The organism is Streptosporangium sp. NPDC049078, assembly GCF_040648855.1.
GTDB lineage: Bacteria > Actinomycetota > Actinomycetes > Streptosporangiales > Streptosporangiaceae > Streptosporangium.
This window is the reverse complement of sequence record NZ_JBEZEL010000007.1, coordinates 31,123-56,113: the sequence shown is the minus strand read 5'-3', so window position 1 is coordinate 56,113 and position 24,991 is coordinate 31,123. Positions and strand designations below refer to the sequence as shown.

The window sequence follows — 24,991 nt, the reverse complement described above, 5'->3', positions numbered from 1 at the left end:
GACCGCCTTCCTTGGTGCGTGATCGGTGCGGCGACAGAGTTGGGCCATGACACAGACAGCACCGCCCGCCCGCCGATGGGGCCGCTTCGCCTGGCACTACGTTGAGATGATCATCGCGATGTTCGTCGGAATGGTCGTTCTCGGAATGCTCCTGTCCGCGGTGGGGCTCGGCTTCTCCCACGACCGGCAGCCCGAACTCGCCTACCTGTTGATGGCGTTCGACATGTCCGTCGGCATGGCCGCCTGGATGCGTTACCGGGGCCACGGCTGGGCCTCCACCCTGGAGATGTGCGCCGCCATGTTCGTCCCCGTCGTACCGCTCTTCCCGCTGCTCTGGCTGGGGCTCATCGACGGCGGGTCGCTCATGACGATCGCCCACGTGGCGATGTTCCCGCTGATGCTGGCCGTCATGTTCCGGCGCCTCGACGAGTACGCGGGTTGCGTGTCCTGAGATCTCGCGGCCGGTGTCCGAGGAGATCACCGAGGCGCGCGGTGAGGTGTCGGCACCGTCAGGACGGGGTTTCCGCGGACGTCCGGGTCCTGCGGGGTGGCCCGGCGCCGGGCTCGGCCGGGGGAAGCGGCCCGTCGCCCTCGCGTAACACGTCGTCGGCCATCTGGTCGTACTCGGCCACCCGGCTCCTGCCCGCCTCGCCGAGCTGCTCGACCACGGCGGCGACCAGCGTTTCGAGCAGCGCCACCGCCGGGGTCAGCGAGTCGAACGGCGAGGGCGAGCGGACCTGGGCGGGCAGCACGACGTCCGCCACCGCGGCGGCGGGCGACAGCCACGGGTCGGTCAGCAGCACGATCTTCACGTTGCGCGCCGCCGCGGCGCGGGCGAAGGCGATCGTCTCGCGCTGGTAGCGCCGGTAGTCGAAGAGCACCAGCACGTCGCGGCGGCCCATGTCGAGCAGGTGGGCGGCGTGGTCGGCGGTGGACCCGGTGATGTAGGTCGCGTTGGGCCGCAACTGGTGCAGGTGGGCGATGAGGTACTGGGCCAGGATGGTGCTGAACCGGCCCCCGGCCGCCGAGATGCGGCGGCCGGGGTCGGCGAGCAGTTCCGCGGCCTTGACCAGCTCCCCTTCGGGAAGCTGGTCGAAGGTCATGGCGGTGGCGTCCAGCAGCACCCGGCGGGACCGGCTCAGCACCCGGCCGGTGTCCTCCTCGGCGCTGCCGTACTGGGCCAGGGGAGAGGAGTAGCGCTGCTGGGTCTCACGCTTGAGCGCCTGCTGCAACTCCGGATAGCCCTCGAAACCCAGCCGGTAGGCCAGCCGCAGCACGGTGGCCGGACTGGTCTGGGCCTGGCTCGCGACGGTCGCCAGCGGCTCCAGGCCGGCGGTCGGGTAGCCGGCGAGCAGGGTGCGGGCGACCCGCTGCTCCGCACGGGGCAGCTTGGGCAGCACATCGCGGAGCTGGGCCGCGACGGTGCGCGGCTCAGGGGTGCCGGACATGGTGCCTCCTCCGAAACGGCCGCCGGCTCGCGCGGCACGTCGGCAGGTAGGGATCATGCCACGAACCGTGCGAAATGAGAACGTCGCCCCCGGGTCGCGCACCGACCGCCCGGGGCCGGCTACCGCTCACCGCTCACCGCTCATCCGCGAGCCCGCACCAGTCGATCGCGGTCAGCGCGTAGGTCTTCGCCGACTGCACCAACTGGGCGATCTCCACGTACTCGTTCTCCGCGTGCGCGGTGTACCCGACACCGGGGCCGTACACCAGGCCGCCGATGCCCTTGCGGTCCATCCAGGTCAGGTCGCACACGCCCATGAAGCCGGTGGTGAGCGGCGGCTGCCCGCCGGTCGCCGTGGTGTGCGCGCCGACCAGTGCCGCGCTCAGCGGGGCGTCGTCGGGCAGCGAGTACGGCGGCCAGAGCAGCTTCCACTCGAACACCGGCGGGTGCTCGCGCAGCCACGGGTCGGTGCGGCAGGCGTCCATCACCCGGGACTCGATCTCGGCCATGACCTCCTCGTTGGACCGGTCGGGGTGGTGGTAGACGCAGTACTCCACGACCAGCTCGTCGGCGAGGAAGAAGGGCACCAGGATGCCCGAGGGGTTGGCCCGCAGCACACCGGGCAGCAGGTTGAAGTAGCCGGGCGGGAAGAGCGGGTGCCGGTTGTGCCGGGCCCAGTCGTCCTCCAGGGCGCGCAACGCCTGGTAGACCACCCAGAACTTGTCGACGGTGTTGACGCCGAGCGCGTCGCCCTCCAGCGTCGGGTGCACGGTCATGCCCCGCAGCCCGGAGTGCGCGGTCTTGCCCTCCAGGGAGACGCTGAACCAGAGCAGGCCCGGCGTCACCGGCACCGACGCGGGCAGGGTGCCGGCCTGTCCGGACGGCTCGCAGACGATGGCCGCGTCCGCGCCGAACCCGGCCTCCAGCACCGCGGTGGTGCCGGCCTCGTGGTCGCCGACCTCCTCGCCGACGACGCCCTGCAGGACCAGGTCACCGGCGAGGCGCACGCCGGCCCCGCGCAGCGCGAGGGCCGCGTAGGCCGCGGCGACCAGACCGCCCTTCATGTCCGTCGCGCCGCGCCCGATCACCGCGTCGTCGGTGACCTGGGCACGGAACGGGTCGCCGCGCCACCGGTCGAGGCGGCCCGGCGGGACCACGTCGACGTGCCCGTTGAGCAGCAGCGACCGGCCGCCACCGGCGCCGGAGACGACACCGCAGGCGTTGTCGCGGCCCCGCTCCACGGTGACCTTGGTGACCTCGGCCCCGGCCTCGGCGTACAGGTCGCCGAGCAGCGCGCTCACGTCGCCCTCCGCCCCGACGATCTTGTCGTACTCCTGGCCGGGGTAGCGCGGGTTCACGCTGGGGATGGCGATCGCGTCGGCCAGGCTGGAGACCATCCGCTCGGCGAGCAGGTCGACCTGCTCCAGCACCCGGCGGGTCACGTCGTGTTCGGCGGTCATGCGGTCTCCTTCGAGGTGGTGGGAAGTGGTTCGGAAGCGGGCCTACGGGGCCGCCGGAGCGAGGCGAGGACGGAGTTCGTGATGCCGGCCAGGCCCTTGGGGGCGATCCAGAGCACCACGAGGATCAGCATGGCGATCGCCATGTCGCGCCAGGCCCCGGCGTCCTGCAGCACGTCGGAGACGAGGGTGACGACCACGGCGCCGGCGATCGGCCCGTAGACGCTGCCGCTGCCGCCCAGGAAGATCATGCTGAGCAGCAGGGTCAGGTAGCCGAAGCCGAAGACGTCGGTGCTGACCACGCCGTTGAGGAAGGCGTTGAAGCTGCCCGCCACCCCGGCCACGGCCGCGCCGACCATGAAGACGATCAGGTGCTGGCGCACCCGGGAGACGCCCCGGCTGGTGGCGAGTGCCTCGTTGTCGCGCAGTGCCAGCAGCGACATGCCCAGGGTCGAGCGGGTCAGCACCCGGACCAGCACGGTGACCGCGAACAGCAGTGCGGCGCCGAGGAAGTAGTAGCCGATCCGGCCGTCGGCCCGCAGGTTGACGTCGCCCAGGCTGAGCCGGGGGATGCCGACGATGCCGTTGGATCCACCGGTCAGACCCGCCTGCCCGAGCACCAGGTAGATGCAGAGCTGGGAGAAGACGTACGTGGCCAGGCCCACGTAGATGCCGCGCAGCCGCAGCACCGGCAGGAACGCCACCAGCGAGGCGATCAGGGCCGACACTCCCGAGATCGGCAGGGCGAGCCACGGGTCGATGCCGGTGCGGGTGGCCAGGATGCCCGTGGTGTAGGCGCCGATGCCGAAGAACCCGATCTGGGCGAAGTTGAAGATGCCGGCGAAACCGAGGGTGAGGTTCCAGCTCATGGCGAGCACGCCGTACATCGTGAAGAGGATGAGCAGCAGCCGGGAGTGCGGGTCGGTGAAGACCATCGGCAGGGCCACCAGGACCGCCGCGTAGACCGGCCAGCCGGCCCAGGAGCGCAGGTTGGTCATGGCGTTCACGCGCTCCTCACCTTGGTCCGCAGCAGTCCCTCGGGTTTGACCAGCATGATCACGATCATCGCGAGGAAGACCAGGACCGGGCTCCAGGAGAGCCCGAAGTAGTAGGTGGTGACGGCTTCGAGCAGGCCGATGGCGTACGCGCCGGCGATGGTGCCCGCCAGGCTGCCGGCCCCGCCGAAGGCGAGCACCACGAAGGCCCGCAGCAGCGGGTCGCCGCCCATGCCCGGGGAGATGAACTGCATGCTGCCGAGCAGCGCCCCGGCCACGGTGGCCAGGCCGATCGCGACCACGACCACGAAGACGTAGACCCGGCGCGGTGCGATGCCGAGCAGCTGGGCGTGCTCGCGGTTCTGTTCCAGCGCCCGTACGGTCAGCCCGATGCCGGTGCGTTTGAGCACCAGGGCGAGCAGGCCCACCAGCAGCGGGGCGAGCAGGATCGTGACGAGCTGGCTGCCCTGGGCGACCGCCCCGGCGACCTCGACGCGCGCGCCGCCGAACGGCGGGAGCTGCTTGATCTCCGGACCCCAGATCAGCTGGGCGCCGCTCTGCAGCAGCATCGTGGCCGCCAGTGTGGCGACCATCACCAGCATGTCGCCTCCTGGCCGCCGGATGAACGGGCTGACCAGCAGGAACTCGTAGGCCAGTCCGATCAGCGCCATCGCCGCCACGGCGCCGAGCAGCGCCACCGCGACCGGTAGCCCGGTCGAGTCCAGCAGCGTCCAGGTCAGGTAGGCGCCGAACATCATCAGCGCGCCGTGCCCGAAGTTGAAGACCCGCAGCGTGGACCAGATCAGCGTCAGCCCCGCCGCCATGAGCATGTAGAGGCCGCCGAGGACGAGCGTGCTCGTCACGATGACACTAATGCCGTCCATCGGCGGTCCCTCCCAGGAAGAGCGACATCATCTCGTCGCGGCTGCGGCTGCCGTCCGAGGCGCCGCTGTCCACCACGTCGCCGTGCAGGACGACGTGGTAGCGGTCGGTCAGGTCGAGCACCAGGTCCATGTCGCCGTCGATCAGGACGACCGACGAGACCTCGGCCCGGACCCGCACGATGCACTCGCTCAGTTCGTGCTTGACCTTGGGTGACAGGCCCAGCGTGGGTTCGTCGAGGATCAGCAGCGTGGGCCGGGCCATCAGGCCCATGCCGAGGCTGGCCATCTGGCGTTCCCCGCCGCTGAGCGTGCCGGTGAGTTGCCGGCGCCGTTCCTTGAGCTTGGGAAAGACGGAGAACACCCGGTCGATCCCGTCCCGCCAGGTCGAGGAGTGCCCGCTGGAGGACGCGGATAGCCGCAGCGCCTCCTCCACGGTGAGCTGCGGGAACAGCCGTGAGCCCTGCGGCACGTGGACGAGCCCGCGCCTGACCAGGCTGCCGGGGGACTCGCCCCTGGTGTCGCGTCCGGCGAAGGCGATCGTGCCGGAGGTGGCCCGGTGCAGGTTGGAGACGCAGCGCAGCAGTGTGGTCTTGCCGTGGCCGTTCGGCCCCAGCAGCCCGACCGCCTCGTTCTCCCCGACGCGCAGCGAGATGCCGCGCAACACCTTCGCCTGGCCGTAGCCGGCGGTGAGGTTCTGCACGGTCAGCAGATCGCTCATCGCGCGGCCCCCGGTCCCAGGTAGGCTTCGACGACCCTCGGGTCGGACAGCACCTCGGCGGGCCGGCCGGTCACGATGATCCGGCCGCTGTCGAGGACCGCCATCCGGTCGGCGAGCGCCTCCAGCACCGAGAGCACGTGCTCGATGATCACCATGGTGACGCCCGTGCCGCGCACACCGGCCAGCAGCCGGATCAGCGCGTCCTGGTCGGCCGGGTCGAGGCCGGCCGCGGGCTCGTCGAGCAGCAGCACCGAAGGGCCGCTGACCAGCGCGCCGGCGATCATCAGGCGCTTGCGGTCGATCAGCGAGAGTCCGTCGGCCGGGCGGTTCGGGTCGCCGCCGAGTTCCACCGCGTCCAGCGCCTCCCGGCACCGGGCGGGGGACCAGCGCCTGGCCTTGCCCGCGCCGCCGTACGCCGAACCGATGCGGACGTTCTCCAGCACGCTCAGCGACTCGAAGACGGCCTCGGTCTGGAAGGTGCGCTTGAGACCGGCCTTGGCGATCCAGCGCGGCGAGCGGTTCTGGATCTCGTGGCCGTCGAAGATCACCTTTCCGGAGTCGGGGCGGATCGGGATGCCGGTGAGCAGGTTGAACAGCGTGCTCTTGCCCGCGCCGTTGGGGCCGGCCAGGCCGAAGACCTCGTCGCGCCTCACCGACATCGAGACGCCGTCGACGGCCCGCAGGCTGCCGAACGACTTGCCGACCTCGTGCGCGGCGAGGATGACCTGAGCGTTCACGACGCGGCCCGCCCCGGTCCGCGCCAGTCACCCTGGGCGAGGAAACCGCCGTCGACCGGGAGCAGCACGCCGCTGACGAACGAGGCGTCCGGGGCGTTACCGTTCCCCGGCGGCTCCGCGGCGGTACGCGTGCCGCGTTCCACGTCGACGTCTGCGATCATGACCTGCGCCCCCTCCGCGCGCAGGCGGTGCGCGATGGCCGCGCCGATCCCGCCCGCCGCGCCTGTGACCAGGGCCCGTCGCCCGGTCAGAGTGCTCGCCATCGCGATATCTCCCTCAATCCGCTGGTAATCGTGGTGTCGGTGGGCCGGGTGGCCGGCTCGGCGGGCCTGTCTCATCCGCCGGGCAGACCCACCCCGTACGGCTTCATCCGGTCGACGCCGGGGGACCAGGCCCCGCCGCCGCGCCGCGCGATGCCGTTGGGGCGGGCGAAGTGCCAGGTGGTGGGCTCCTCGGCGACGACGAGGACGTCGAACCCGGCGGCGGAGAGGTCGGCCGAGGCCCCCGCGTCGCGCGGATCCAGCCAGACGCGGTCGCCCTCGGCGTGGATCCTCGGCGCCGAGATCGCCTCCTGGAGGTCCGCGCCGTCACGCCAGCGGGCGGCGATCTGGGCGACGGCGGAGATGATCCGCCGCCCGCCCGAGGCGCCGAACGTCGCCTCGGCGTTCCCGGGGCCGGTCAGTACGACGGGACTGACCGCGCTGAGCCCGGCCGCGCCCGGAGCGACACTGGTCACCCGGCCGGGACGGGGGTCGAAGTACATCATCCCGTCGTTCAGCACGATGCCGGTCTCCGGCTCCACCATGCGGGAGCCGAACAGGTCGAGCACCGTCTGGGTGAGCGAGACCGTCATGCCCTGGTCGTCGACCGCCGACATGTGCGAGGTGCATCCCGCCCTGGCGGAGCCGCCGGGAGGCGCGGGTGGCTGGTTCCGGCCCGCGATCCAGCGGGCCACCGTCTCGTCGGCGTACTCGGGGGAGGCGAGCCGGGCCCAGGGCGCGGGACCCTCCCAGGAGGTGGTGACCTCGCGCAGCCGGTCCTCGAACGCGTGGGACAGCACCCGTGCCCACAGCCGGGCCCCCGGATCCAGCCCGCGCCGCCGGGCGGCCTCGACCAGTTGCAGCGCCTCGATCACCGAGATCACCCCGGTGGCGTGCGGGCCGTACAGCCGTATCGGGCCGATCTCGACGGGAAGGACCTCGGACTCGTCGACGGTGTACCCGGCGAAGTCCTCCGCCGTCAGCAGCCCGCCGGCCTCGGTGACCGTCGTGGCGATCGCGTGGGCGGCCCGGCCCAGGTAGAACGCGTCGGCGCCGCCGGCGCCGATCTCACGGAGCACCCGGGCCAGCCGGGGTTGGACGAGCGGGTCGCCCGGCCCCTGGGACGGGCCGCGCAACGGCAGGCCGTCGGGCAGGAAGAGGTCGGCGGAGGAGGGGAAGGCCCGCAGCGTCCGGGCCTCGGCGCAGATCGCCGAGGAGGCGAACCAGTTGGTCTCGTGTCCGGCCTCGGCCAGTTCGATCGCCGGGGCGAGCACCTGGGGCAGCGGCAGACGGCCGAACCTGGCGTGCGCCCGGCACAGGGCGGCGACCGCTCCGGGGACGCCCACCGACAGCGGGCCGACGATGTTCGCGTCGTCGCGCACGGCCGGCCAGTTGTACAGGCCGGTGCCGGTCGCGGACGGCGCCGGCGGGAACATCCGCGGGTGCGCGAGGCCCGGGGCCCGGATCGGGCCGCACACGACGGTCGCGGCCGGGGTGTCCGGCTCGCGCACCACCAGCCACGCGCCGCCGCCGAGTCCGCTCATGTAGGGCTCGACCACTCCGGTGGCGAAGGCGGTGGCGACCGCCGCGTCCACGGCGCTGCCGCCGGCGCGCAGCATCGACGCCCCCGCGCGCGCCGCCCTCGGGTCGGGCGCGGTGACCATCCCGCCGGCTCCCCGGGCGGGTCCGGGCTCAGCCCTGCCAGGCATCGGCGATCTCGCTCAGCGTCGCGAACCAGACGTCGCCCGTCGCCAGCATCCGGTCGATCAGCGCCTCCAGGACGAGCAGGTGGTGGGCTCGGCCGATGGTCTGCGGGTGCATGGTGAGCACGTAGACCGCACCGGGCACCCGCTGGTGGGCGTAGTCGAAGATGGTGTTCCAGCGGTCTTCCATGTCACGGTGGGAACCCAGCGGGGAGACCCCGGCGACGTACTCCACCGAGGGCCAGTCGTCGAGATACCACGACACGGGGATCTCCACGATCCGGCTCTCCGGGCCGAACTCGCTGGCCGACTCGTAGTTCACCGTGACCCGCCGGGGCCGGTAGGGCTCGAACTCCCGGCCCATCAGCGAGCTGTCCCAGTCGAAGTCGAACTCCTCCAGCAGGCCCAGCGTGCTCTCGGAGAAGTCCCAGGCGGGCGAGCGGTAGCCACGGGGGCGGCGCCCGACGACCTGCTCGTGCTGGCGCAGCGCGACCTCCATGAGCCGGCGCTCCTCGTCGGGCCCCAGATCGGGCACGACCTCGTGGTAGCAGCCGTGCGCGGCGATCTCGTGCCCGGCCGCCAGGATCTGCTCGATGCGGTGCGGGAAGGTCACCAGGTCGTGGCCGGGGGTGGCCCAGGTCGCCGGCAGGTCGTTGCGGCCGAGCAGTTCCAGCAGCCGGGGCACCCCCTGCTCGGCGCCGAAGTCGCCACGCGACAGGTAGGACGGCGAGGTGCGGCCCAGGGTGCCCATCCAGGGGGAGTGGGCGTCGAAGTCGAAGGTGAGCGCCACGGCCATCCGCCTGCCCGGAGGCAGCGCCAGGGGGGCCGAGGTCACTTCTTCATCCACGGCGGGAGCCGGAAGGAGCCCGACTTGTACTTCTCCGGGGCGATCAGCGTCCGCTTCTCGTCCTGGAACTGGAAGGACTGCAGCGGCACGTAGTCGTCGCCCTGCTTGGCCAGGTGGGTGGCCTGGTCGAACGCGATCCGCCCGGAGGCCCGCTCGCTGTCGCTCTTGCCGATGGCGGCGCCGATCGCCAGTGCGTCGTCGGGGTCACCGACCTCGCGCAGCGCGTCGGCGTAGATCATGGTCTCCACGTACGTCATCACGCCCTGCGGGTCGACGTCGTCGGTCCCGTACTCGGCCTTCCAGTCCTTCTGCAACTGCGCGGCCGGCGCGTAGTCGGGTGAGGGCACCATGCCCGCGAGGTTGTTGAACAGCACACCCTCGGCCTGCTGCTTGGTCAGCTCGAAGAACTGGGGCTGGTTGGGGCCGTACTGCATGAAGAGCAGGGAGTTGGTGGGCTTCTGCAGGAACTGCTGCAGGAAGCTGGCCTCGTTGGAGACCTGGTAGTCGGTGTTGACGATGAAGTCGGGGTCGGCGGAGCGGATCTTCCCGAGGACCGTGCCCCAGTCGTTGACCGTGCCGAACGGCACCTTCTCCTGGCCGGCGATGGTCCAGCCCTTGGCCTCGAACTGCTTGACCAGGCCGTCGGCGATGCTCTCGCTGTAGGGGTTGTCGGAGCGGACGATGAACGCGGACTTGCCGCGCGGCTTCCACAGCCCCTGCTCGGCCCAGGACTCGGCCAGGTCGACCGGCTCGGTGCCGTAGGCGTCGTAGTTGGGGGTGATCGACCAGACGGTGGGGTACTTCGCCGGGTCCTTCTCGATGATCTCCTGGGTCTGCGCGGTGTTGCCGCCGATCAGGTAGACCTTCTCCGCCGCGGCGAACTCGTCGATCTCGAAGTTGGACGTGGAGGCGTAGCCGGTGACGACCGCCTTCACCGACTCGTCGTCGGTGAGGGTCTGCACGCCCTTGGTCACCGCGTCGTTGGACTGGCTCTGCACGTCCGCGACCTTGAGCTTGAACGTGTATCCGTTGACGCCGCCGGCCGCGTTGAGCTGCTTGACGGCGAGCTCGGCCCCCTGCTTCATGCCCAGGCCGTCGGATGCCAGAGCTCCGGTCAGTGGGGCGAGCAGGCCGATCTGGATCTCCTTCGTGCCGGCCTCACCGCCGTTCTCCGCCGCTGAGGTGGAGGTGGACGAGGAGCACGCGGTGAGCGCCGCCAGGGCGCCCGTCACCGCGACGGCGGTGATCGCCCGGACTGGCGTCCGGGGACGGAGGAAGGGGGAACGGGCCACGGTGAAGCCTCTCTGCGTCTGCTGGACGAGGGGACGAACGCGTGCGAGACATGCCTGCTTTGCACCGTTCTGTCAGTTTCGACGATTGAAACGTACGTTGCATACTGCGGCAAAGACTAGGGCTGTAAAAGATTTGTTACTTAAACTCGATCCGTCCCGCCGCTCTGATCTCGTAAAACGTGGATCAGCTCGGCGGCAGGGCCGTCCCGGCCGGGAAGGGGTGCGCGTGCTCGAAGGCGGCGGTCGCCGACCCGGGGTCACACGCGTCCAGGTGCGCCACCGAGGCGGGAGCGGTCTCCTGCCGGGGCGACGCGTGTGACCTGGCCGTTCTTCCGGGCTGCCGGGTAACACGCATGCTAAGTTTCATTCCGTCGCCTTGACCATACATGTGAATCGTATGTTTCACTTAGGGCGGCCGGGACGCGAGGTGCGGACCGGACTGGGAGGAGAGAGCCGATGACGACAGGGACCGCCTTCGTGGCGACCTGTGACCTCGCGGCCCAGGTGCGCGGCCGGGCGACCCCGGCGGCGCGGCTGGAGCAGACGTTGCGCACCGGGGTGGGATGGGTCCCCGCCAACCTGGCGCTGACCTGTTTCGGCCAGCTGGTCGACGACAACGTCTTCGGCTCGGTGGGCGACCTGAGGCTGCTTCCCGACCCCGCGACGGCCGTCGACCTGCCGGACGACGGCCCGGTGCCGGGCACCCGGCTCTACCTCGCCGACCAGGTCGGCCTGGACGGCAGCCCCTGGCCCGGCTGCCCGCGTGGCTTCCTCGCCCGCGCGCTGGAGGACCTGAAGGAGATCGCGGGCCTGGAGATCAACGTCTCCTTCGAGCACGAGTTCATGCTCGGCGGCCAGGCGGAGGCGCCGCCCTTCTCCTTCCAGCGCCTGCGCGGCGTCGAGCCGTTCGGCACCGACCTGGTCGCGCTGCTGGAGGAGGCCGGGCTGGAACCGGAGAGCTGGCTTCCCGAGTACGGGGACGGCCAGTTCGAGATCACCCTGCGTCCCGCCCCCGGCATGGTCGCCGCCGACCGGGCGGTCCTGCTGCGCGAACTCGTCCGCGACCTCGCCCGCAGACGCGGGCACCCGGTCACCTTCGTCCCGCTGGCCGACCCCGCGGGCGTCGGCAACGGCGTCCATGTGCACTTCTCGCTCCGCGAGGCCGGTGGCGCCCCGGTGATGTTCGACGCCGAAGCCCCCGGCAGGCTCTCCTCGACCGCGGCCAGGTTCGCGGCCGGGATCCTGCGACACGCCGGCGCGGTGGTGGCCGTCACGGCTCCCAGCGTCGGCTCCCACCTCAGGCTCACCCCGCACCGGTGGAGCGCCGGCGGGGTCTTCCTCGCCGAGCGCAACCGCGAGGCGCTGCTGCGCATCGCGCCGACCGTCGAGATCGGGAACGCCGACCCCGCGGACCAGCTCCACCTGGAGTATCGGGCCGCGGACGCCACCGCCAACCCGTGGCTGGTGCTCGGTGTCCTGATCCGCGCGGGCCTCGCGGGACTGGCCGGTGCCGAGGACGCCCGGGTGTGGCCGGAGAGCTCGGCCGAGGCCGACCTGGCGGGAGAGCCCGCGCTTCCCGGTTCCCTGCCCGAGGCGCTCGCCGCGCTGGAGGCCGACGAGGTCGCCCGCGGCTGGTTCCCCCACGAACTGCTGCACACCTTCCTCGCCGTGCGCCGGGGCGAACTGGCCCACGTCGCGGGACTGCCCGACCACGAGCTCTGCCGGAAGGTCGCCGATGTCTACTGAGAGCTCCCCGGCGGGCGCGGCCGGCGGTCTGGAGAGCGTGCTCGCCACCCTGCCCCTGGTCGACCACCATGTGCACGGAGCCTCCTCCGGAGACCTCGGCCGCGGTGAGTTCGAGACGCTGGTGACCGAGTCCGACCGGCCGATCCCGGCGTTCATGACCCAGTTCGACTCCCAGCTCGGCTTCGCGATCCGCCGCTGGTGCGCGCCGGTCCTCGGCCTGCCCGCCCACGCCGCACCGGAGGACTACCTGGCGCGCCGTACCGAACTCGGCGCCGCCGAGGTGAACCGGCGGCTGCTGGCCGCCAGCGGTATCGGACGCTTCCTGCTGGAGACCGGTTACCGGGGCGACGACGTCCTGGACCCGGCCGGGATGGCGGAGGCGTCGGGGCGGCCCGCGCACGAGGTGGTCCGCATCGAGCGGGTGCTGGAGCAGGTGGCGGCCTCGGGGGTCTCGGCCGCGGAGCTGCCGGGCCGGTTCCGCGAGGAACTCCGGCGCCGCACCGCCGACGCCGTCGGTCTCAAGAGCATCGTCGCCTACCGGCACGGCTTCGCCTTCGACCCGGCGCCGCCCGGGGAGCGGGAGGTCGCCCTCGCGGCGGACCGCTGGCTGTCCGCCGGTGAGGAGAGCGGCCACTGGCGGGTGGACGACCCGGTGCTGCTCCGCTTCGGGCTCTGGGCGGGGGTGGAGCGCGGGCTGCCGCTGCAACTACACGCCGGTTACGGGGACCCCGACGTGGAACTGCACATGTGCGACCCGCTGCTGCTCACCCGCTGGCTGAAGCTCGTCGAGCCGCACGGCGTGGACGTCCTGCTGCTGCACTGCTATCCCTACCATCGCAACGCCGGTTATCTCGCGCAGGTCTTCCCGCACGTCTACTTCGACGTCGGTCTCGGCGTCAACTACACCGGCAGCCGGTCGGACGCGCTGATCGCCGAGTCACTGGAACTCGCGCCGTTCGCCAAGATCCTGTTCTCGTCGGACGCCTGGGGCCCCGCGGAACTGCACATGCTGGGGGCCCACCTGTTCCGCCGCGGACTCGGCCGGGCACTGCGCGGGTGGGTCGACGCCGGCGAGTGGGCCGAGGAGGAGGCGGTCCGGGTGGCCACCATGATCGGTGTCGGCAACGCCCTGCGCGTCTACGGTCTGGAACCGGCCGAATGATCGAGTCTGTCGCCCGCGGCCCGGCCGCCGGTTCCGTCGCGGCCAGGCTCCGGTCGGCGCTGGAGCGGCGGCTGCCCGCCGCGACGGAGCTACGCCGCCGACTGCACGCACTCCCCGACCTGTCGGGGGAGGAGGGGCCGACCCGCGACCTGATCCTGGCCGAGCTGCCGGGACACCCGGTGGAGGCGGTGGCCGGTACGGGCGCGCTGGTGCGCGTCGGCGGTCCAGGGCCGGCGGTCGCCGTGCGGGCCGAACTCGACGCGCTCGCGGTCACCGAACGGACCGGCGTCGGCTGGGCGTCCACGAGGCCGGGCCGCATGCACGCCTGCGGGCACGACGTGCACCTCGCCGCCCTGGTGGCGCTCTGCCACGCGGTCGGTGAGACCGTCGGCACGCCCCCGCTGATCGCGATGCTCCAGCCACGCGAGGAGACCTATCCCTCCGGCGCCCACGACATCGCCCGGTCGCCGGCACTGGCGGAACACCGGATCACCGCCGTCATCGGCGCGCACGTCCAGCCCACCCTGCCGCGCGGCGAGGTCGCGGCCACCCCGGGTACGGTGAACGCCGCCGCCGACGAGTTCACGGTCGTGGTCAGGGGCCGCGGCGGGCACGCCGCCTACCCGCACCTGACCAGGGATCCGGTACTCGCGCTCGCCCACGTCGTCGTCGCCCTGCAGCAGGTGGTCAGCCGTGACGTCGACCCGACCAACTCGGCGGTCCTCGGCGTCTCCACACTGGCGGCCGGCAGCGCTGCCAACGTCGTCCCCGACGAGGCCACGGCCGGCGGTACGGTCAGGGCGCTGAGCGAGCACATCCGCGACCAGGTGCACGCCCGGCTGGAAGAGGTCGCGGACCTGGTCGCGCGGGCCCACGGCTGCGAGGCCAAGGTGAGCATCACCCGGGGCGAGCCGGTCCTGCGCAACGACCCCGGGCTCGCCACCCGCGCCGGTGCCCATCTGGACCACCTCGGCCTCACGCTCTCGCGGCCGCTGCTCTCCTTCGGCGCCGACGACTTCTCCTACCTCTCCGCCATGCTGCCCGGCCTGATGATGTTCGTCGGGGTCGGTGACGGCACGGACGTGCGCATGCACAGCGCCGGCTTCCTGCCCGGCGACGGCGCGGTGCGCGATGTCGCGCTGGCCATGCTGGCGGGATACCTCGCGGCGGCGGAGACGACGTAGTCGCGAGGGGCGCTCAGCCGCCGGTGGCGTGTTCCCAGTAGGGGTCGCGGTAGAGGGTGACCGAGGTGCCGCGAAGCAGCTCGTCGGGGGCGGAGACGAGCACGAGCTCGCCCTTCGCCTCCAGTCCGCGCAGGATGTCGCGGACCCGGGGGCCGACCGGCAGACGGCCCACCGGGAGGTGAAGGGTGTCGCGGACCAGGTCGGCCACCTGCGAGAGCCGGAACGGCTCGGTGAGACCGGAGATCAGGCCGCGGACGATCTCGACGGTGATCACACTTTCGGCCTCGAGGTGGGCGAGCTGCCAGGTCAGCTGAACCGTGCGCCGGCCGGTTCCGGCGCAGGCGGTGCACGGCTGGGAGAAGCCGGGCACGATGTCCTCGACGGTGGTGCCCAGGCAGGTGGTGCACTGGTCTGTCTCCGAGGCGTGCGACTCGGCCGCCGCCCGGTCGGGCAGCCGGGTGCCGCACACGCACAGATAGATCCGGAACCCGCCGCTCACCACGACGAGGTCGTCGGCGTCGTCGGGGACCTCTTCCCACAGGGCGGTGATCGTGTGCATTCTCATCGTCGTGCGACTCTACCCATTTCCCGGCGATCCCGGTCCCGTCACCTCAGCATGACCGGGACCAGCCTCATCGGGGCGTTCCACAGCCATTCCTCGGTGATGTAGGTGGAGGTGAGCAGCGTCATCAGGCCGAGGGTCCGCTCGGTGGCGGTGGAGGGGTGGGCGCCGCAGTCGCCGAAGCGGCACATCCACAGCTCGACCATGCTGTCGTCGGAGAGCTGCTCGTGGACCGAGGGCCGTCCCGCGGGAAACCCGTCCCGCCAGATGTCGACCGACGGGCTGGTGGACGGGAACGCCCCGGCCAGCACCCCGCCGCCCGAGGTGACCGCCCGCCCGACCTCGTCGCGAACCGGCAGGATGCCACCGGCCTGGAAGAGCACAACTCCTCCCCCCGGTGGGCTGGCCACGCGCAGGACCTCCACGGGGGAGGCCTGCTCCGCGCCCCACAGCTCACCGATCCCCATCGGTGGGCACGACTCCGGCGCGACGCCCAGGCGGCGGATGACCTCGTCCTCGGGCACCTCGCCGACGAAGGCCACGCACAGTTCCTCGTTGTAGTCCTCGTACGAGAACATCATCGCGTCGACGGTGTCCTGGAGTTCGCGGAACCGGGGGCTCACGCTGGGCGCCCCGGGCAGGTGGGCGAACAGGTCGGCCATCTCGGTGAAGAGGGCCTGGACGCCGGGGGAGCGGCCCGCGATGCACGGCCGCCAGGGGTCGGCGCCCGCGGCGAGCAGGATTCGTACGGCGTCCTCCCAGCCGTGGCGGACGGCCTCCCACAGCGGGGTGGCGCCGTCGGTGTCGACGGGGTCGACCTCCGCGCCCGACGCGAGCAGCAGCTCGATCACCTGGGTGGCGCCCTCCTGGGCGGCCTGGTGCAGGGGGGTCGTGCGCAGCCACGGCAGTCGTCGGCCGGGGTCGAACCCGTCCGCCAGCCGCTGGCGGATCTGCGCCAGGTTGGTGTCACGCCACGCGTCGACGTCCTCGGCCCATTCGTCTTCGCCCACTTTTATCCCATCTTGTTGTGCTGAGCGGATCCAACCAGGTCCGTACGACACTTCTCGGCGAGGGTCCGTCGCGAGAGGCGGTCGGCGGCGCGGGTGGTCTCGGGGAGGCGGTAGCGGGGCGTCAGGTTCAGCACGTTGTGGCAGGCGGTGTCGAGGTCGACGCGGTGACCGGTGGAGACGAAGACGGGTTTGACCCCGTCCCGGGTGCGCAGCACGCGGCCGACGACGTCGCCGTCCAGCGTCAGGTCGCTCCACGCGCCCCGCTCGGGCGCGGGTTCGGGGTAGGTGCCGACGAAGGCGGTCTTGCCGACTCCGATCGAGGGCAGTCCGGTGAGCACCCCGAGGTGGCAGGCGAGACCGAAGCGGCGCGGGTGCGCCAGGCCGTATCCGTCGCAGACGACCAGGTCGGGGGGTGCGGACAGCCGTGCGAGGGCGTCCAGCAGCGCGGGGACCTCGCGGAAGGCGAGCAGTCCGGGGACGTAGTCGAAGGTCACCTTGCCGGTGACGGCGACCTCTTCGACGATCTCCAGTGTCGTTCCGTCCAGGACGGTCACCGCCGCCGCGAGCCGGTCCCTGTCGTAGGCGACGTCCACTCCCGCGATCCTCGCGGGCCGGCGGGGTCCGGGACCGGCCAGGTCGAGCAGTGCCCTGAGCTCGTCCTGGATGGCCTCGGCCTCCGTGACAGTGCGCGGCATTTGTACCTTCATGACTCCATGATCGCTACTTTTATAGTATGACGTCATATTTCGGTACTGTTCATCGGGTTCTTCGGTGACCGGTGACGTCACCGCGGGAATTCGGGGAAGGGACTGTCCATGTCGGTGCTCGTGGCGTTCAGCGTGACCCCCATCGGGGTGGGGGAGGATGTCGGCGAACTCGTCTCCGAGGCGGTGCGCGTCGTCCGGGCCTCCGGCCTGCCCAACAGGACCGACGCCATGTTCACCACGGTCGAGGGCGAGACGTGGGACGAGGTCATGACCGTGGTGCGGGACGCCGTCGCGGCGGTCGAGGCCCGCGCCGGACGGGTCAGCCTCGTCCTCAAGGCGGACATCCGCGAGGGGCAGGGCGGCCGCCTGGAGACCAAGGTCGCCACCGTCGAACGGCATCTCGCCCCGTAACGCCCCGGCGCCCGAGGACGGTGGTCCACCTCGTGATGCCACGCGCCGGTCGGCGCGTGCCCGCTCCTCGAAGAGATCGTGACGCCTTTCGCGGCCGGAGACGTGGACGCCGTCGCGGGTGCCGTCAGGTGCTGTTTCGTGCCTCGGACGGTCTCTCCCGCCCGGGTGTTCCCGGATTCCGCGAGGGCCGGGCTCGCCCGGAGCGTAAGGGGAATGCCCGCGGAGTCGAGATCGTTCTTGAGGCACGGGCGACTTCAGGAGCGTGAAACCGCATGGCGGGCAGCAGATCGATCGGGCGTCTCCTCGCGGGCGGGCTGGCGCTGGCCGCCGCCGGGTGGGCGCTGAAGGACATCCCCGCGGAGCTCGGCGGCAGGGCCGAGGGGGAGCGGCTGGAGCGGATGCGCCGCTCGCCGCAGTTCCACGACGGCGTCTTCCGTAACTCCATGCCCGGAGGATTCGTCCCCTCCGCGCAGAGCACCCGAGAGGTCGTCCGGAACATGGTGCGCAACCGCGAGGAGCGCCGCCCGGCCGTACCGGTCCCCGTGGTGACCTCTCCGCTGGGCGGGCCGTCCCCGGCGGGGCTGAGCGTCATCTGGTACGGCCACGCCACCGCGCTGCTGGAGATCGAGGGGCGCCGCGTGCTCGTCGACCCGGTGTGGAGCAGGCGCGCCTCGCCCTCCCAGCTGGTCGGCCCACGCCGTCTGCACCCGGTGCCCGGACCGCTGGCGGGCCTTCCGCCGCTCGACGCCATCGTCATCTCGCACGACCACTACGACCACCTCGACCGCGCGACGGTCCGCGGGCTCACCGCGCTGCAGGCCGCCCCGTTCCTGGTGCCGCTGGGCATCGGCGCGCATCTGGAGCGGTGGGGCGTGCCCGCCTCACGGATCATCGAGCTCGACTGGGAGGAGGAGGCGGACGTCGCGGGTCTGCGGTTCGTCGCCACCGCCGCCCGCCACTTCTCCGGCCGCACCCTCAACCGGAACGTCACCCTGTGGGGCTCCTGGGTGATCGCGGCCGGAGAGAAGAAGGTCTTCTACGCGGGCGACTCCGGATACTTCGACGGCTACGCGAGGATCGGCGCCGCGCACGGCCCGTTCGACCTCACGCTCATGCCGATCGGCGCCTACAACGCCGCCTGGCCCGACATCCACATGGATCCCGAGGAGGCGGTCAACGCCCACCTCGACCTGGGCGGCGGGCTGCTCCTGCCGGTCCACTGGGCGACCTTCGCCCTCGCCACGCACCCGTGGGCCGAGCCGGTCGACCGCCTGTGGCGCGAGGCCAAGGCCCGCGACGTCCGCATCACCGTTCCCCGCCCGGGCGAGCGCGTCGACACCACCGAGGTGCCCATGCTGGAGAGCTGGTGGGAGGTGTCGTACGGCGCCGAGACGTCCCGCACGCCCGGCCGGGTGCCGAACTCCCCTCCCCGAGGCTCCGACCCCAGGCTCTGATCCTTCGGGAAGGAGCCACCCGGGTGAGCCCTCCGACCACAGCGGGAATCTCGGCCGGTCGGCAGGGCGGGACGACCCGTCACAGCGCGGCCTGCCTGGTGCGCGCGAGGTAGTCCTCCACGCGCCGCCGGTCGGGTTCGGCGGGCAGCACGCCACCGCCGCGAAATCTCGCCGTCAGCTCGGAGCGCCAGCGTTCGACCTCCTGCCAGGGGAGCTCTCCCCTGCGTACGGCGAGCAGCCGGTCGCGGTGGGCGTCCATCCGCACCAGCGGCTCGCCGTGGCGGGCCAGGTGCAGGCCGCTGAGCAGCAGGCGGATCATGTGCATCGCCTGCTTCCACCTGGGACGCCCGGGGTCCAGGCGGCGGAACTGGGCGTCGGCGTATCCCACGAAGGTCCGGTTGGCGCGTTCGGACAGGAAGGCGTCCCGGATGGCGAGCAGTTCCTCGCCCGCCGGGGTGATGCGCTCGACCATCGGCGACCACAGGCACTCCAGGATCGTCGGGTTGGCCTCCAGCGCGAGAGCGCAGAACCGCTCGACCTCCCACGAGAACTGCTCGGGCAGCGGTCCTTCGACGTGCGTGGGCGGCTTGGCCAGCCGCCAGAACAGCCGGGTCGGCGCCACGAAGACTCCGCGCCGGTCGATGTCCGACTCCTCGGTCTCCAGCCCGTACGCTCGCGAGCCGACCACCACCGACAAGACCAGGTGATCCGGGACGTACCCTTCATCCATCCGCACAGCCTGTCAGTGCCGCTCCCGGCTCGGGTACAGGTTTTCGCCCGCGGGACGGGGAGGAAGGCGGCCGGGCGGGACCTCACCGGGAGACGTTCGCCGACACCCTCACCGTCAGTACAGGTTCTCGCGGGCGTCGGCCTTCAGGTCGTCGTCGATCAGCTTGGCCGACCACTCCAGGTTCAGCTGGTCCTTGAGGATCCGGCCGAGTGTGGGCAGCGACTCGCGCTCCGGCCACCGCTCCGGCTGCCAGAGCGCCGAGCGCCGGAAGGCCTTGGAGCAGTGGAAGAAGCACTCGCGCACCTCGACGCTCACCGCCAGCGTGGGGAGCCTGCCCTTCACCCGCAGGCGCTCCATGTACGGGGCCTGGCTGACCACCTGTGCCCGCCCGTTGACGCGCAGGGTCTCCTCGGTGCCGGGCACCACGAACAGCAGGCCGACGTTCGGGTTGGCGACGATGTTGCGCAGGCTGTCGACCCGGCGGTTGCCGGGCCGGTCGGGGATCACCAGCGTGTGGTCGTCGAGGACGAGGACGCCGCCCGGCTCCTCGCCGCGCGGGGAGACGTCACAGGTGCCGTCGGGGGCCGAGGTCGCGAGCAGGACGAACGGCGAGGCGGCGATGAAGTCGCGGGCGTGTTCGTCGAGGTGGCCGATGTCCTTGCGCAGGACGACGTCCGTGGCCTCCCCGGTGATCCGGCGCAGCTCTTCTTCTGAGGTGACCGTGACGATCTGGCCGGTCTCGCCGGTCGCACCGGTGTCGAGGGAAGTCATGAGGTAAGGCTAGCCTTGTCGGTAATCATGGCTCAATGCTCCCTGGGGCGTCTCCGGTCCTGCCGGTGGGCGCGGGGAGCGACCTTCGATCCAGGGCTCGGCGGGACGGATCCCGCCGAAGTCCCCGGCCGCCCGGTGGCGGGCCGGATCTCGCGGTCAGGCGGCGAGGGCGGCGTGCATCTCCCAGACCAGGATCTCGGCCGGGTCGGTCGCGGTGACGCGCTGGCCGCCGGTGGCGGTGAAGCGGACGGCGTCGCCCTCGGCGAGGTGCCCGGCCCCCTCCAGGTCGACGGTGCCGCGCGGGACGAACAGGTGCAGGAACGGCGCCTCGGGCAGTTGCACGCTCTGGCCCGGCTGGAGCCTGGCCACGTGCAGCGCGGCGTACCTGTTGTTGATCCGGATGGCGCTGCGGCCCTCGTCTCTGGCCATGCCGGACGCGACCGGGACCAGGGCGCCGCCGAGCAGTTCGGAGTCGATCTCCAGCTGCTCGTACCCGGGGGCGAGTCCACCCTCGTCGGGAACCACCCACATCTGGACGAAGTGCACCGGGTCGGTGTGCTGCTCGCCCTGGAGCCGCCACGAGTCGTTCTTCTCCGAGTGGAGGATGCCCGTCCCCGCGCTCATCCGCTGGGCCAGTCCCGGATAGATCACCCCGGAGTGGCCCTCGGAGTCCTGGTGGACGAGGGATCCGCGCATCACCCAGGTGACGATCTCCATGTCCCGGTGGGGGTGGGTGTCGAAGCCGGTGCCCGGCTTGACGATGTCGTCGTTGTTGACGAGCAGCACACCGTGGTGGGTGTTGGAAAGGTCCTGGTGGCGGCCGAAGGAGAAGGAGTGCTTCGAGTCCAGCCACGGGATCTTGGTGGCGTAGCGCTCGTCGGACCTGCGGATGTCGACGTTCATGTCTGGTGGTCCTCTCATCCCGTTTGTTGAAACTTAAACTAGAGAGCCGCGTGAAATGTTCCGCACATCTCCGGGTCGGGCAGATCTTGCTTACCGATCCGAATATGATGTGTGACGATTTATCACCACGCGGGCCGCGGGTGACCCTACTTTGACGGGGAGCGGCCTACGCGATCTACCTGGGGGAACACCGTGTTTGGCCTGCTTTCGTGTCCTCCGAGGTCGCCGGATCGATGAGTGCTCCCGCGAAAACCGCCGACTACGACTACGGAAGGTTCAGCAGGCTCGCCGGGCCCGTGACCGAGCCGGAACCCGGGGTGCCCTACCGCGTGAGCTACCGCTCCCTGCTGGCCACCGAGCCGCACCGGGTGCGGGCGGTGTTGCTGATGGTCGCGGCCCTTCTCGTGGAGTTCACCCTGATGGTCTGGCTGCTGCTGCCCGACCACTGGACCGTCCGTCCCGACCCCTATGGCACGATCCCGTGGTATCTGCCGGTGGCCGACCGGATCATGCTCGTCGCGATCGCCTTCATCGAGGTCTTCCGGCTGGTCAGCGTGGTCTCCAACGTGCACGCCATGCTGGCGGCGAGGGACCCGGTCCCGGTCGCGCCGGAACCCGGCACCCGGGTGGCCTTCATCACCACCTGCGTACCCGGCAAGGAGCCGTTGGAGATGGTCAGGGAGACCCTGGCCGCCGCGCTGAAGATCCGCCACGACGGCGTGCTCGACGTCTGGCTGCTGGACGAGGGCGACGACCCCGACATCCGCGAACTCTGTGACTGGCTGGGCGCCCGCCACTTCACCCGCAAGGGCGTGCCCGAGTGGAACCAGCCCAAGGGAACGTTCCGAGCCAAGACCAAGCACGGCAACTACAACAGCTGGCTGGACGCGCACGGCGACGACTACGACTTCTTCGTCTCGGTCGACACCGACCACGTACCGCTCCCGGAGTTCTGCGAGCGCATGCTCGGCTACTTCCGTGACCCGAGGGTGGCCTTCGTCGTCGGTCCCCAGGTCTACGGCAACTACGACGCCGGGGTCACCAAGGCCGCCGAGAGCCAGCAGTTCCTGTTCCACTCGCTGATCCAGCGGGCGGGCAACCTGTACGGCGCGCCGATGTTCGTCGGCACCAACAACGCGGTGCGCATCCGCGCGCTCAAGCAGATCGGCGGCCTGTACGACTCGATCACCGAGGACATGGCCACCGGCATCGAGTTCCACCGCTCCCGTGACCCGGAGACCGGGCAGCGCTGGATGTCGGTCTACACCCCCGACGTGCTGGCCGTGGGGGAGGGGCCGTCCTCGTGGACCGACTTCTTCACCCAGCAGCTGCGCTGGAGCCGGGGAACCTACGAGACGCTGCTCACCCAGTTCTGGAAGGCCGCGCCGAAGCTCTCGCCCGGCCGGTTCTTCAACTACTCCCTGATGGTGACCTTCTATCCGATGTCCGCGCTCAACTGGCTGCTCGCCGGGCTGAGCGCCACCCTGTTCATGGCCGTCGGCGGCTCCGGCGTGACCGTGCCGATGGACATGTGGCTCATGCTGTACGGCGACGCGGCGCTGCTGCAGGTCATGCTCTACACCTGGAACCGGCGCCACAACGTCAGCCCGCACGAGCCGGAGGGCTCCTCCGGGGTGGCGGGGATGGTCATGTCGGCGCTGTCGGCGCCCATCTACGTCACCTCGCTGATCGGCGCCGCGCTGCGCAGGCCCAGCAAGTTCGTGGTCACCCCCAAGGGCGACTCGGCCAGCCCCGACCAGATCGCCACGTTCCGTATCCACCTGTGGTGGGCGGCGATCTTCGGCGGAGGGCTGCTGCTCACCGTCTTCTGGACCGGCCACATCCACCTGGTCATGACGCTGTGGGCGATCCTCGCCCTGGTCATCTGCCTGGGGCCCCTCGTGACCTGGGCCTGGAGTTCGCGGGCGGTCAAGGAGGGCCTGCGCCCGGTCGGTGACGAGTCGTGAGCCGCCTGCGCAAGCACCTGGTCGGGGTGGCGGTGGTGACCGCCGTCCTCGCGATCAACCTGCCCGCCGTCGCGGGCTTCGCCACGGAGAAGTGGCGCGACTACAGCATCAACCGCGACGACTACAAGGCGTCCCACGGCCACTGGACCTTCCTCGACGTCCCCGAGAGGTTCAAGGTCAACGCCATCCACGCCGCGCTGCTGCACACCGGCAAGGTGCTCATCGTCGCCGGATCGGGGAACAACGCCGCCAACTTCGACAAGGGCACCTTCAAGACCGTGCTGTGGGACCCGGCGAAGCCGGGCGGGCCCGACGAGTTCAAGCTGATCGACACCCCCGTCGACCTCTTCTGCGCGGGACACACGATGCTGCCCGACGGCAAGCTCCTCATCGCGGGCGGCACGGGCCGCTTCGAGGTGCTGAAGGCCAAGGTCAAGCGGGCCGCGGGCGCCCTGACCTTCAAGAACGAGAACCCCGACGCCAAGCCCAGACAGTTCCACCCCGGCACGCTGCTCACCGCCCCCGGCGGTCAGGTCTACCGCACCACCGCCCACATCAGCGTGCCGCCCGCGAAGAAGATCGAGACCGGAGTGCCGGGGAAGGTGAGGATCCGGCCCAGCGAGACCAAGGTCTTCGCCGAGGCCGTCACCGAGGGCGCGGCCGGCCTGCTCACCGCGCCGGCCGGTTCCGTCAACTACGAGATCCAGGGACTCAAGGGCCGGGAGAAGCGCGACCTGTACGCCATGGGCGGCAGCATGACGATGGAGAAGCAGGACTTCCAGGGCATCAGGGACGCCTACGAGTTCGACCCCGTCACCGAGCGCTACACCAAGGTCCAGGACATGGCCGAGGGGCGCTGGTACCCGACCATGACGAACCTGCCCGACGGCAGGGTCATGACCGTCTCCGGACTCGACGTCGTGGGGGAGGTCACCAGGGACAACGAGATCTACAACCCCAGGACCAAGACCTGGCGGCCCGGCCCCAAGAGGTTCTTCCCGACCTACCCCGCGTTGTTCCTGCTGGAGGACGACACCCTCTTCTTCACCGGTATGAGCGCCGGGTACGGCCCCGGCCAGCTCGAGTTGCGTCCCCCCGGAATCTGGGACTACCGCCGCGACACCGACCGTCTGGTGAAGACCCCGGGCGGCGTCGGAGGCATGGCGCCCGACGAGATGGAGGCGTTCACCCCCGTCCCCGGACTGCCCGAGCCCGAGCTGAACGAGACCGGCGCCTCCGTGCTGCTGCCGCCCGCGCAGGACCAGCGGATCATGGTGATGGGCGGGGGGCCGGTCGGGGAACGCCAGCCGGGCCTGCCCAACGCCACCGCCAGGACCGCCATCGTCGACCTCACCGAGGCGAGCCCGCACTACGTCAGAGGCCCCGACCTGTCCGACCCGGTGCGCTACCCGAACGCCGTGCTGCTGCCCGACGACAGCGTGCTCTCCTTCAACGGCTCCAGCGACTACCGGGGACGCGGCGCCAGTGACGTCCTGCGCGCGGAGGTCTACCGCCCGGAGAGCAACAGCTTCCACGAGGCCGCGGCGCCCGCCGTCGGCCGCAACTACCACGCCGAAGGGCTCCTGCTGCCCGACGGACGGGTGCTCGGCATGGGCTCCGACCCGCTCTTCGGCGACAAGGCGGGCTCCCTGCCCGGCACCTTCGACCAGCGCATCGAGATCTACACACCGACCTACCTGCACAACGGCGAGAAGGCGCCGGTGTTCACCGGCGGGCGCGAGAGCGTGTTCCTGGGGCGCAGGGCCGGTTTCCAGACTCCCGACGCCGCACGCATCCACCAGGTGCGGCTGATGCGCCCGAGCGCCGTCACCCACGTCACCGATGTGGAGCAACGCTCGATCAAGTTGGAGTTCACCCGGGTGCCTACCGGGATAATCGCCGAGATCCCCTCCAATCCAGCCCTGGTGCCCCCAGGGTGGTACATGCTGTTCGGAGTCACCGAACGGGGAACGCCGTCCCCGGCCCGCTGGGTCCACATCCGAGGAGAGGGCTGACATGATCCCCGCAGCCCTCCGGTGGTGTA

Annotated in this window: 25 protein-coding genes; 8 read left to right on the top strand and 17 right to left on the bottom strand. The window is 71.2% G+C overall.

All coding sequences use genetic code 11. The annotated features are described in order from the left end of the window. Window positions 1-46: 46 nt before the first annotated feature. Complete coding sequence (locus AB0B90_RS13165) at window positions 47-451, top strand: hypothetical protein (protein ID WP_350948403.1); 405 nt, start codon at window positions 47-49, stop codon at window positions 449-451. A 58-nt stretch (window positions 452-509) separates the two neighbouring features. On the opposite strand, the gene AB0B90_RS13160 is transcribed toward AB0B90_RS13165, so the two are convergent. The 11 genes from AB0B90_RS13160 to AB0B90_RS13110 all read right to left on the bottom strand — a co-directional run bounded on the left by AB0B90_RS13160 (window position 510) and on the right by AB0B90_RS13110 (window position 10,695). Continuing rightward, entirely contained in the window at window positions 510-1,448 is a 939-nt protein-coding gene (locus AB0B90_RS13160) for a MurR/RpiR family transcriptional regulator (RefSeq protein WP_350948404.1), read from the bottom strand. Window positions 1,449-1,581: 133 nt separating this feature from the next. Further along, window positions 1,582-2,907: an ArgE/DapE family deacylase gene (locus AB0B90_RS13155; RefSeq protein ID WP_350948405.1), complete on the bottom strand. Its 1,326-nt coding sequence runs from the start codon at window positions 2,905-2,907 to the stop codon at window positions 1,582-1,584. Then, window positions 2,904-3,902 (bottom strand): branched-chain amino acid ABC transporter permease, encoded by a 999-nt coding sequence (locus AB0B90_RS13150; protein WP_362922841.1) that lies wholly within the window; start codon window positions 3,900-3,902, stop codon window positions 2,904-2,906. The genes AB0B90_RS13155 and AB0B90_RS13150 overlap by 4 nt, the downstream gene beginning before the upstream one ends. A gap of 5 nt (window positions 3,903-3,907) precedes the next feature. Beyond that, entirely contained in the window at window positions 3,908-4,783 is an 876-nt protein-coding gene (locus tag AB0B90_RS13145; protein WP_350948406.1) for a branched-chain amino acid ABC transporter permease, read from the bottom strand. Then, window positions 4,770-5,501, bottom strand: coding sequence for an ABC transporter ATP-binding protein (locus AB0B90_RS13140; protein ID WP_362922586.1), 732 nt, complete (start codon window positions 5,499-5,501; stop codon window positions 4,770-4,772). Before AB0B90_RS13140 ends, AB0B90_RS13145 begins: the two co-directional genes overlap by 14 nt. Further along, window positions 5,498-6,238 carry an ABC transporter ATP-binding protein gene (locus AB0B90_RS13135; RefSeq protein ID WP_362906512.1) on the bottom strand — a complete coding sequence of 247 codons (741 nt, stop codon included), beginning with the start codon at window positions 6,236-6,238 and terminating at the stop codon, window positions 5,498-5,500. The genes AB0B90_RS13140 and AB0B90_RS13135 overlap by 4 nt, the downstream gene beginning before the upstream one ends. Then, window positions 6,235-6,501: an SDR family NAD(P)-dependent oxidoreductase gene (locus tag AB0B90_RS13130; RefSeq protein ID WP_350948409.1), complete on the bottom strand. Its 267-nt coding sequence runs from the start codon at window positions 6,499-6,501 to the stop codon at window positions 6,235-6,237. The genes AB0B90_RS13135 and AB0B90_RS13130 overlap by 4 nt, the downstream gene beginning before the upstream one ends. 71 nt (window positions 6,502-6,572) lie before the next feature. After that, window positions 6,573-8,162 (bottom strand): gamma-glutamyltransferase, encoded by a 1,590-nt coding sequence (locus AB0B90_RS13125; RefSeq protein ID WP_362922583.1) that lies wholly within the window; start codon window positions 8,160-8,162, stop codon window positions 6,573-6,575. Window positions 8,163-8,190: 28 nt separating this feature from the next. After that, window positions 8,191-9,036 carry a polysaccharide deacetylase gene (locus AB0B90_RS13120; protein ID WP_362922581.1) on the bottom strand — a complete coding sequence of 282 codons (846 nt, stop codon included), beginning with the start codon at window positions 9,034-9,036 and terminating at the stop codon, window positions 8,191-8,193. Further along, window positions 9,033-10,280 (bottom strand): ABC transporter substrate-binding protein, encoded by a 1,248-nt coding sequence (locus AB0B90_RS13115; protein WP_362922579.1) that lies wholly within the window; start codon window positions 10,278-10,280, stop codon window positions 9,033-9,035. The genes AB0B90_RS13120 and AB0B90_RS13115 overlap by 4 nt, the downstream gene beginning before the upstream one ends. A 244-nt stretch (window positions 10,281-10,524) precedes the next feature. Then, window positions 10,525-10,695, bottom strand: coding sequence for a hypothetical protein (locus AB0B90_RS13110; RefSeq protein WP_362922577.1), 171 nt, complete (start codon window positions 10,693-10,695; stop codon window positions 10,525-10,527). A 101-nt stretch (window positions 10,696-10,796) separates the two neighbouring features. Here AB0B90_RS13110 and AB0B90_RS13105 point away from each other — a divergent pair, with 101 nt between their 5' ends. The 3 genes from AB0B90_RS13105 to AB0B90_RS13095 are packed head-to-tail and all read left to right on the top strand — an operon-like array spanning window position 10,797 to window position 14,432. Further along, window positions 10,797-12,086 (top strand): glutamine synthetase family protein, encoded by a 1,290-nt coding sequence (locus AB0B90_RS13105; protein ID WP_350948414.1) that lies wholly within the window; start codon window positions 10,797-10,799, stop codon window positions 12,084-12,086. Beyond that, complete coding sequence (locus AB0B90_RS13100; RefSeq protein ID WP_362922574.1) at window positions 12,076-13,248, top strand: amidohydrolase family protein; 1,173 nt, start codon at window positions 12,076-12,078, stop codon at window positions 13,246-13,248. Before AB0B90_RS13105 ends, AB0B90_RS13100 begins: the two co-directional genes overlap by 11 nt. Beyond that, window positions 13,245-14,432 (top strand): M20 family metallopeptidase, encoded by a 1,188-nt coding sequence (locus AB0B90_RS13095; protein WP_362922572.1) that lies wholly within the window; start codon window positions 13,245-13,247, stop codon window positions 14,430-14,432. The genes AB0B90_RS13100 and AB0B90_RS13095 overlap by 4 nt, the downstream gene beginning before the upstream one ends. Before the next feature lie 13 nt (window positions 14,433-14,445). Here the strand turns inward: AB0B90_RS13095 and AB0B90_RS13090 are convergent, their stop codons facing one another. From AB0B90_RS13090 to AB0B90_RS13080, 3 genes are read right to left on the bottom strand one after another with little or no spacing between them, the layout of a single operon-like run. Continuing rightward, window positions 14,446-14,991 (bottom strand): hypothetical protein, encoded by a 546-nt coding sequence (locus AB0B90_RS13090; RefSeq protein WP_362922570.1) that lies wholly within the window; start codon window positions 14,989-14,991, stop codon window positions 14,446-14,448. A 47-nt stretch (window positions 14,992-15,038) separates the two neighbouring features. Next, a complete protein-coding gene (locus tag AB0B90_RS13085; RefSeq protein ID WP_362922568.1) occupies window positions 15,039-16,004 on the bottom strand; it encodes an ankyrin repeat domain-containing protein in 966 nt (321 codons plus the stop codon). Between the two features lie 2 nt (window positions 16,005-16,006). Continuing rightward, complete coding sequence (locus tag AB0B90_RS13080; RefSeq protein ID WP_350948419.1) at window positions 16,007-16,711, bottom strand: endonuclease V; 705 nt, start codon at window positions 16,709-16,711, stop codon at window positions 16,007-16,009. A gap of 114 nt (window positions 16,712-16,825) precedes the next feature. Here AB0B90_RS13080 and AB0B90_RS13075 point away from each other — a divergent pair, with 114 nt between their 5' ends. Together AB0B90_RS13075 and AB0B90_RS13070 are read left to right on the top strand one after the other, a co-directional pair. Further along, entirely contained in the window at window positions 16,826-17,122 is a 297-nt protein-coding gene (locus AB0B90_RS13075) for a thiamine-binding protein (protein WP_350948460.1), read from the top strand. Between the two features lie 272 nt (window positions 17,123-17,394). Beyond that, window positions 17,395-18,576 carry an MBL fold metallo-hydrolase gene (locus tag AB0B90_RS13070; protein ID WP_350948420.1) on the top strand — a complete coding sequence of 394 codons (1,182 nt, stop codon included), beginning with the start codon at window positions 17,395-17,397 and terminating at the stop codon, window positions 18,574-18,576. A 79-nt stretch (window positions 18,577-18,655) separates the two neighbouring features. Here the strand turns inward: AB0B90_RS13070 and AB0B90_RS13065 are convergent, their stop codons facing one another. The 3 genes from AB0B90_RS13065 to AB0B90_RS13055 all read right to left on the bottom strand — a co-directional run bounded on the left by AB0B90_RS13065 (window position 18,656) and on the right by AB0B90_RS13055 (window position 20,980). Then, window positions 18,656-19,306, bottom strand: a complete 651-nt coding sequence (locus AB0B90_RS13065; protein WP_362922565.1) for a nucleotidyltransferase domain-containing protein — start codon at window positions 19,304-19,306, stop codon at window positions 18,656-18,658. Window positions 19,307-19,420: 114 nt separating this feature from the next. After that, on the bottom strand, window positions 19,421-20,077 hold the full coding sequence (locus AB0B90_RS13060; protein WP_350948422.1) for a pyridoxamine 5'-phosphate oxidase family protein: 657 nt from the start codon (window positions 20,075-20,077) through the stop codon (window positions 19,421-19,423). 156 nt (window positions 20,078-20,233) lie between these two features. After that, complete coding sequence (locus AB0B90_RS13055; RefSeq protein WP_362906482.1) at window positions 20,234-20,980, bottom strand: pirin family protein; 747 nt, start codon at window positions 20,978-20,980, stop codon at window positions 20,234-20,236. A 233-nt stretch (window positions 20,981-21,213) separates the two neighbouring features. Between AB0B90_RS13055 and AB0B90_RS13050 the strand changes: the two genes are divergently transcribed. Together AB0B90_RS13050 and AB0B90_RS13045 are read left to right on the top strand one after the other, a co-directional pair. Continuing rightward, window positions 21,214-22,947, top strand: coding sequence for a cellulose synthase catalytic subunit (locus tag AB0B90_RS13050; RefSeq protein ID WP_362922562.1), 1,734 nt, complete (start codon window positions 21,214-21,216; stop codon window positions 22,945-22,947). Continuing rightward, the gene (locus AB0B90_RS13045) at window positions 22,944-24,962 is read left to right on the top strand and encodes a galactose oxidase-like domain-containing protein (RefSeq protein WP_362922560.1); all 2,019 of its coding nucleotides are present in this window, start codon (window positions 22,944-22,946) and stop codon (window positions 24,960-24,962) included. Before AB0B90_RS13050 ends, AB0B90_RS13045 begins: the two co-directional genes overlap by 4 nt. Window positions 24,963-24,991 lie beyond the last annotated feature (29 nt).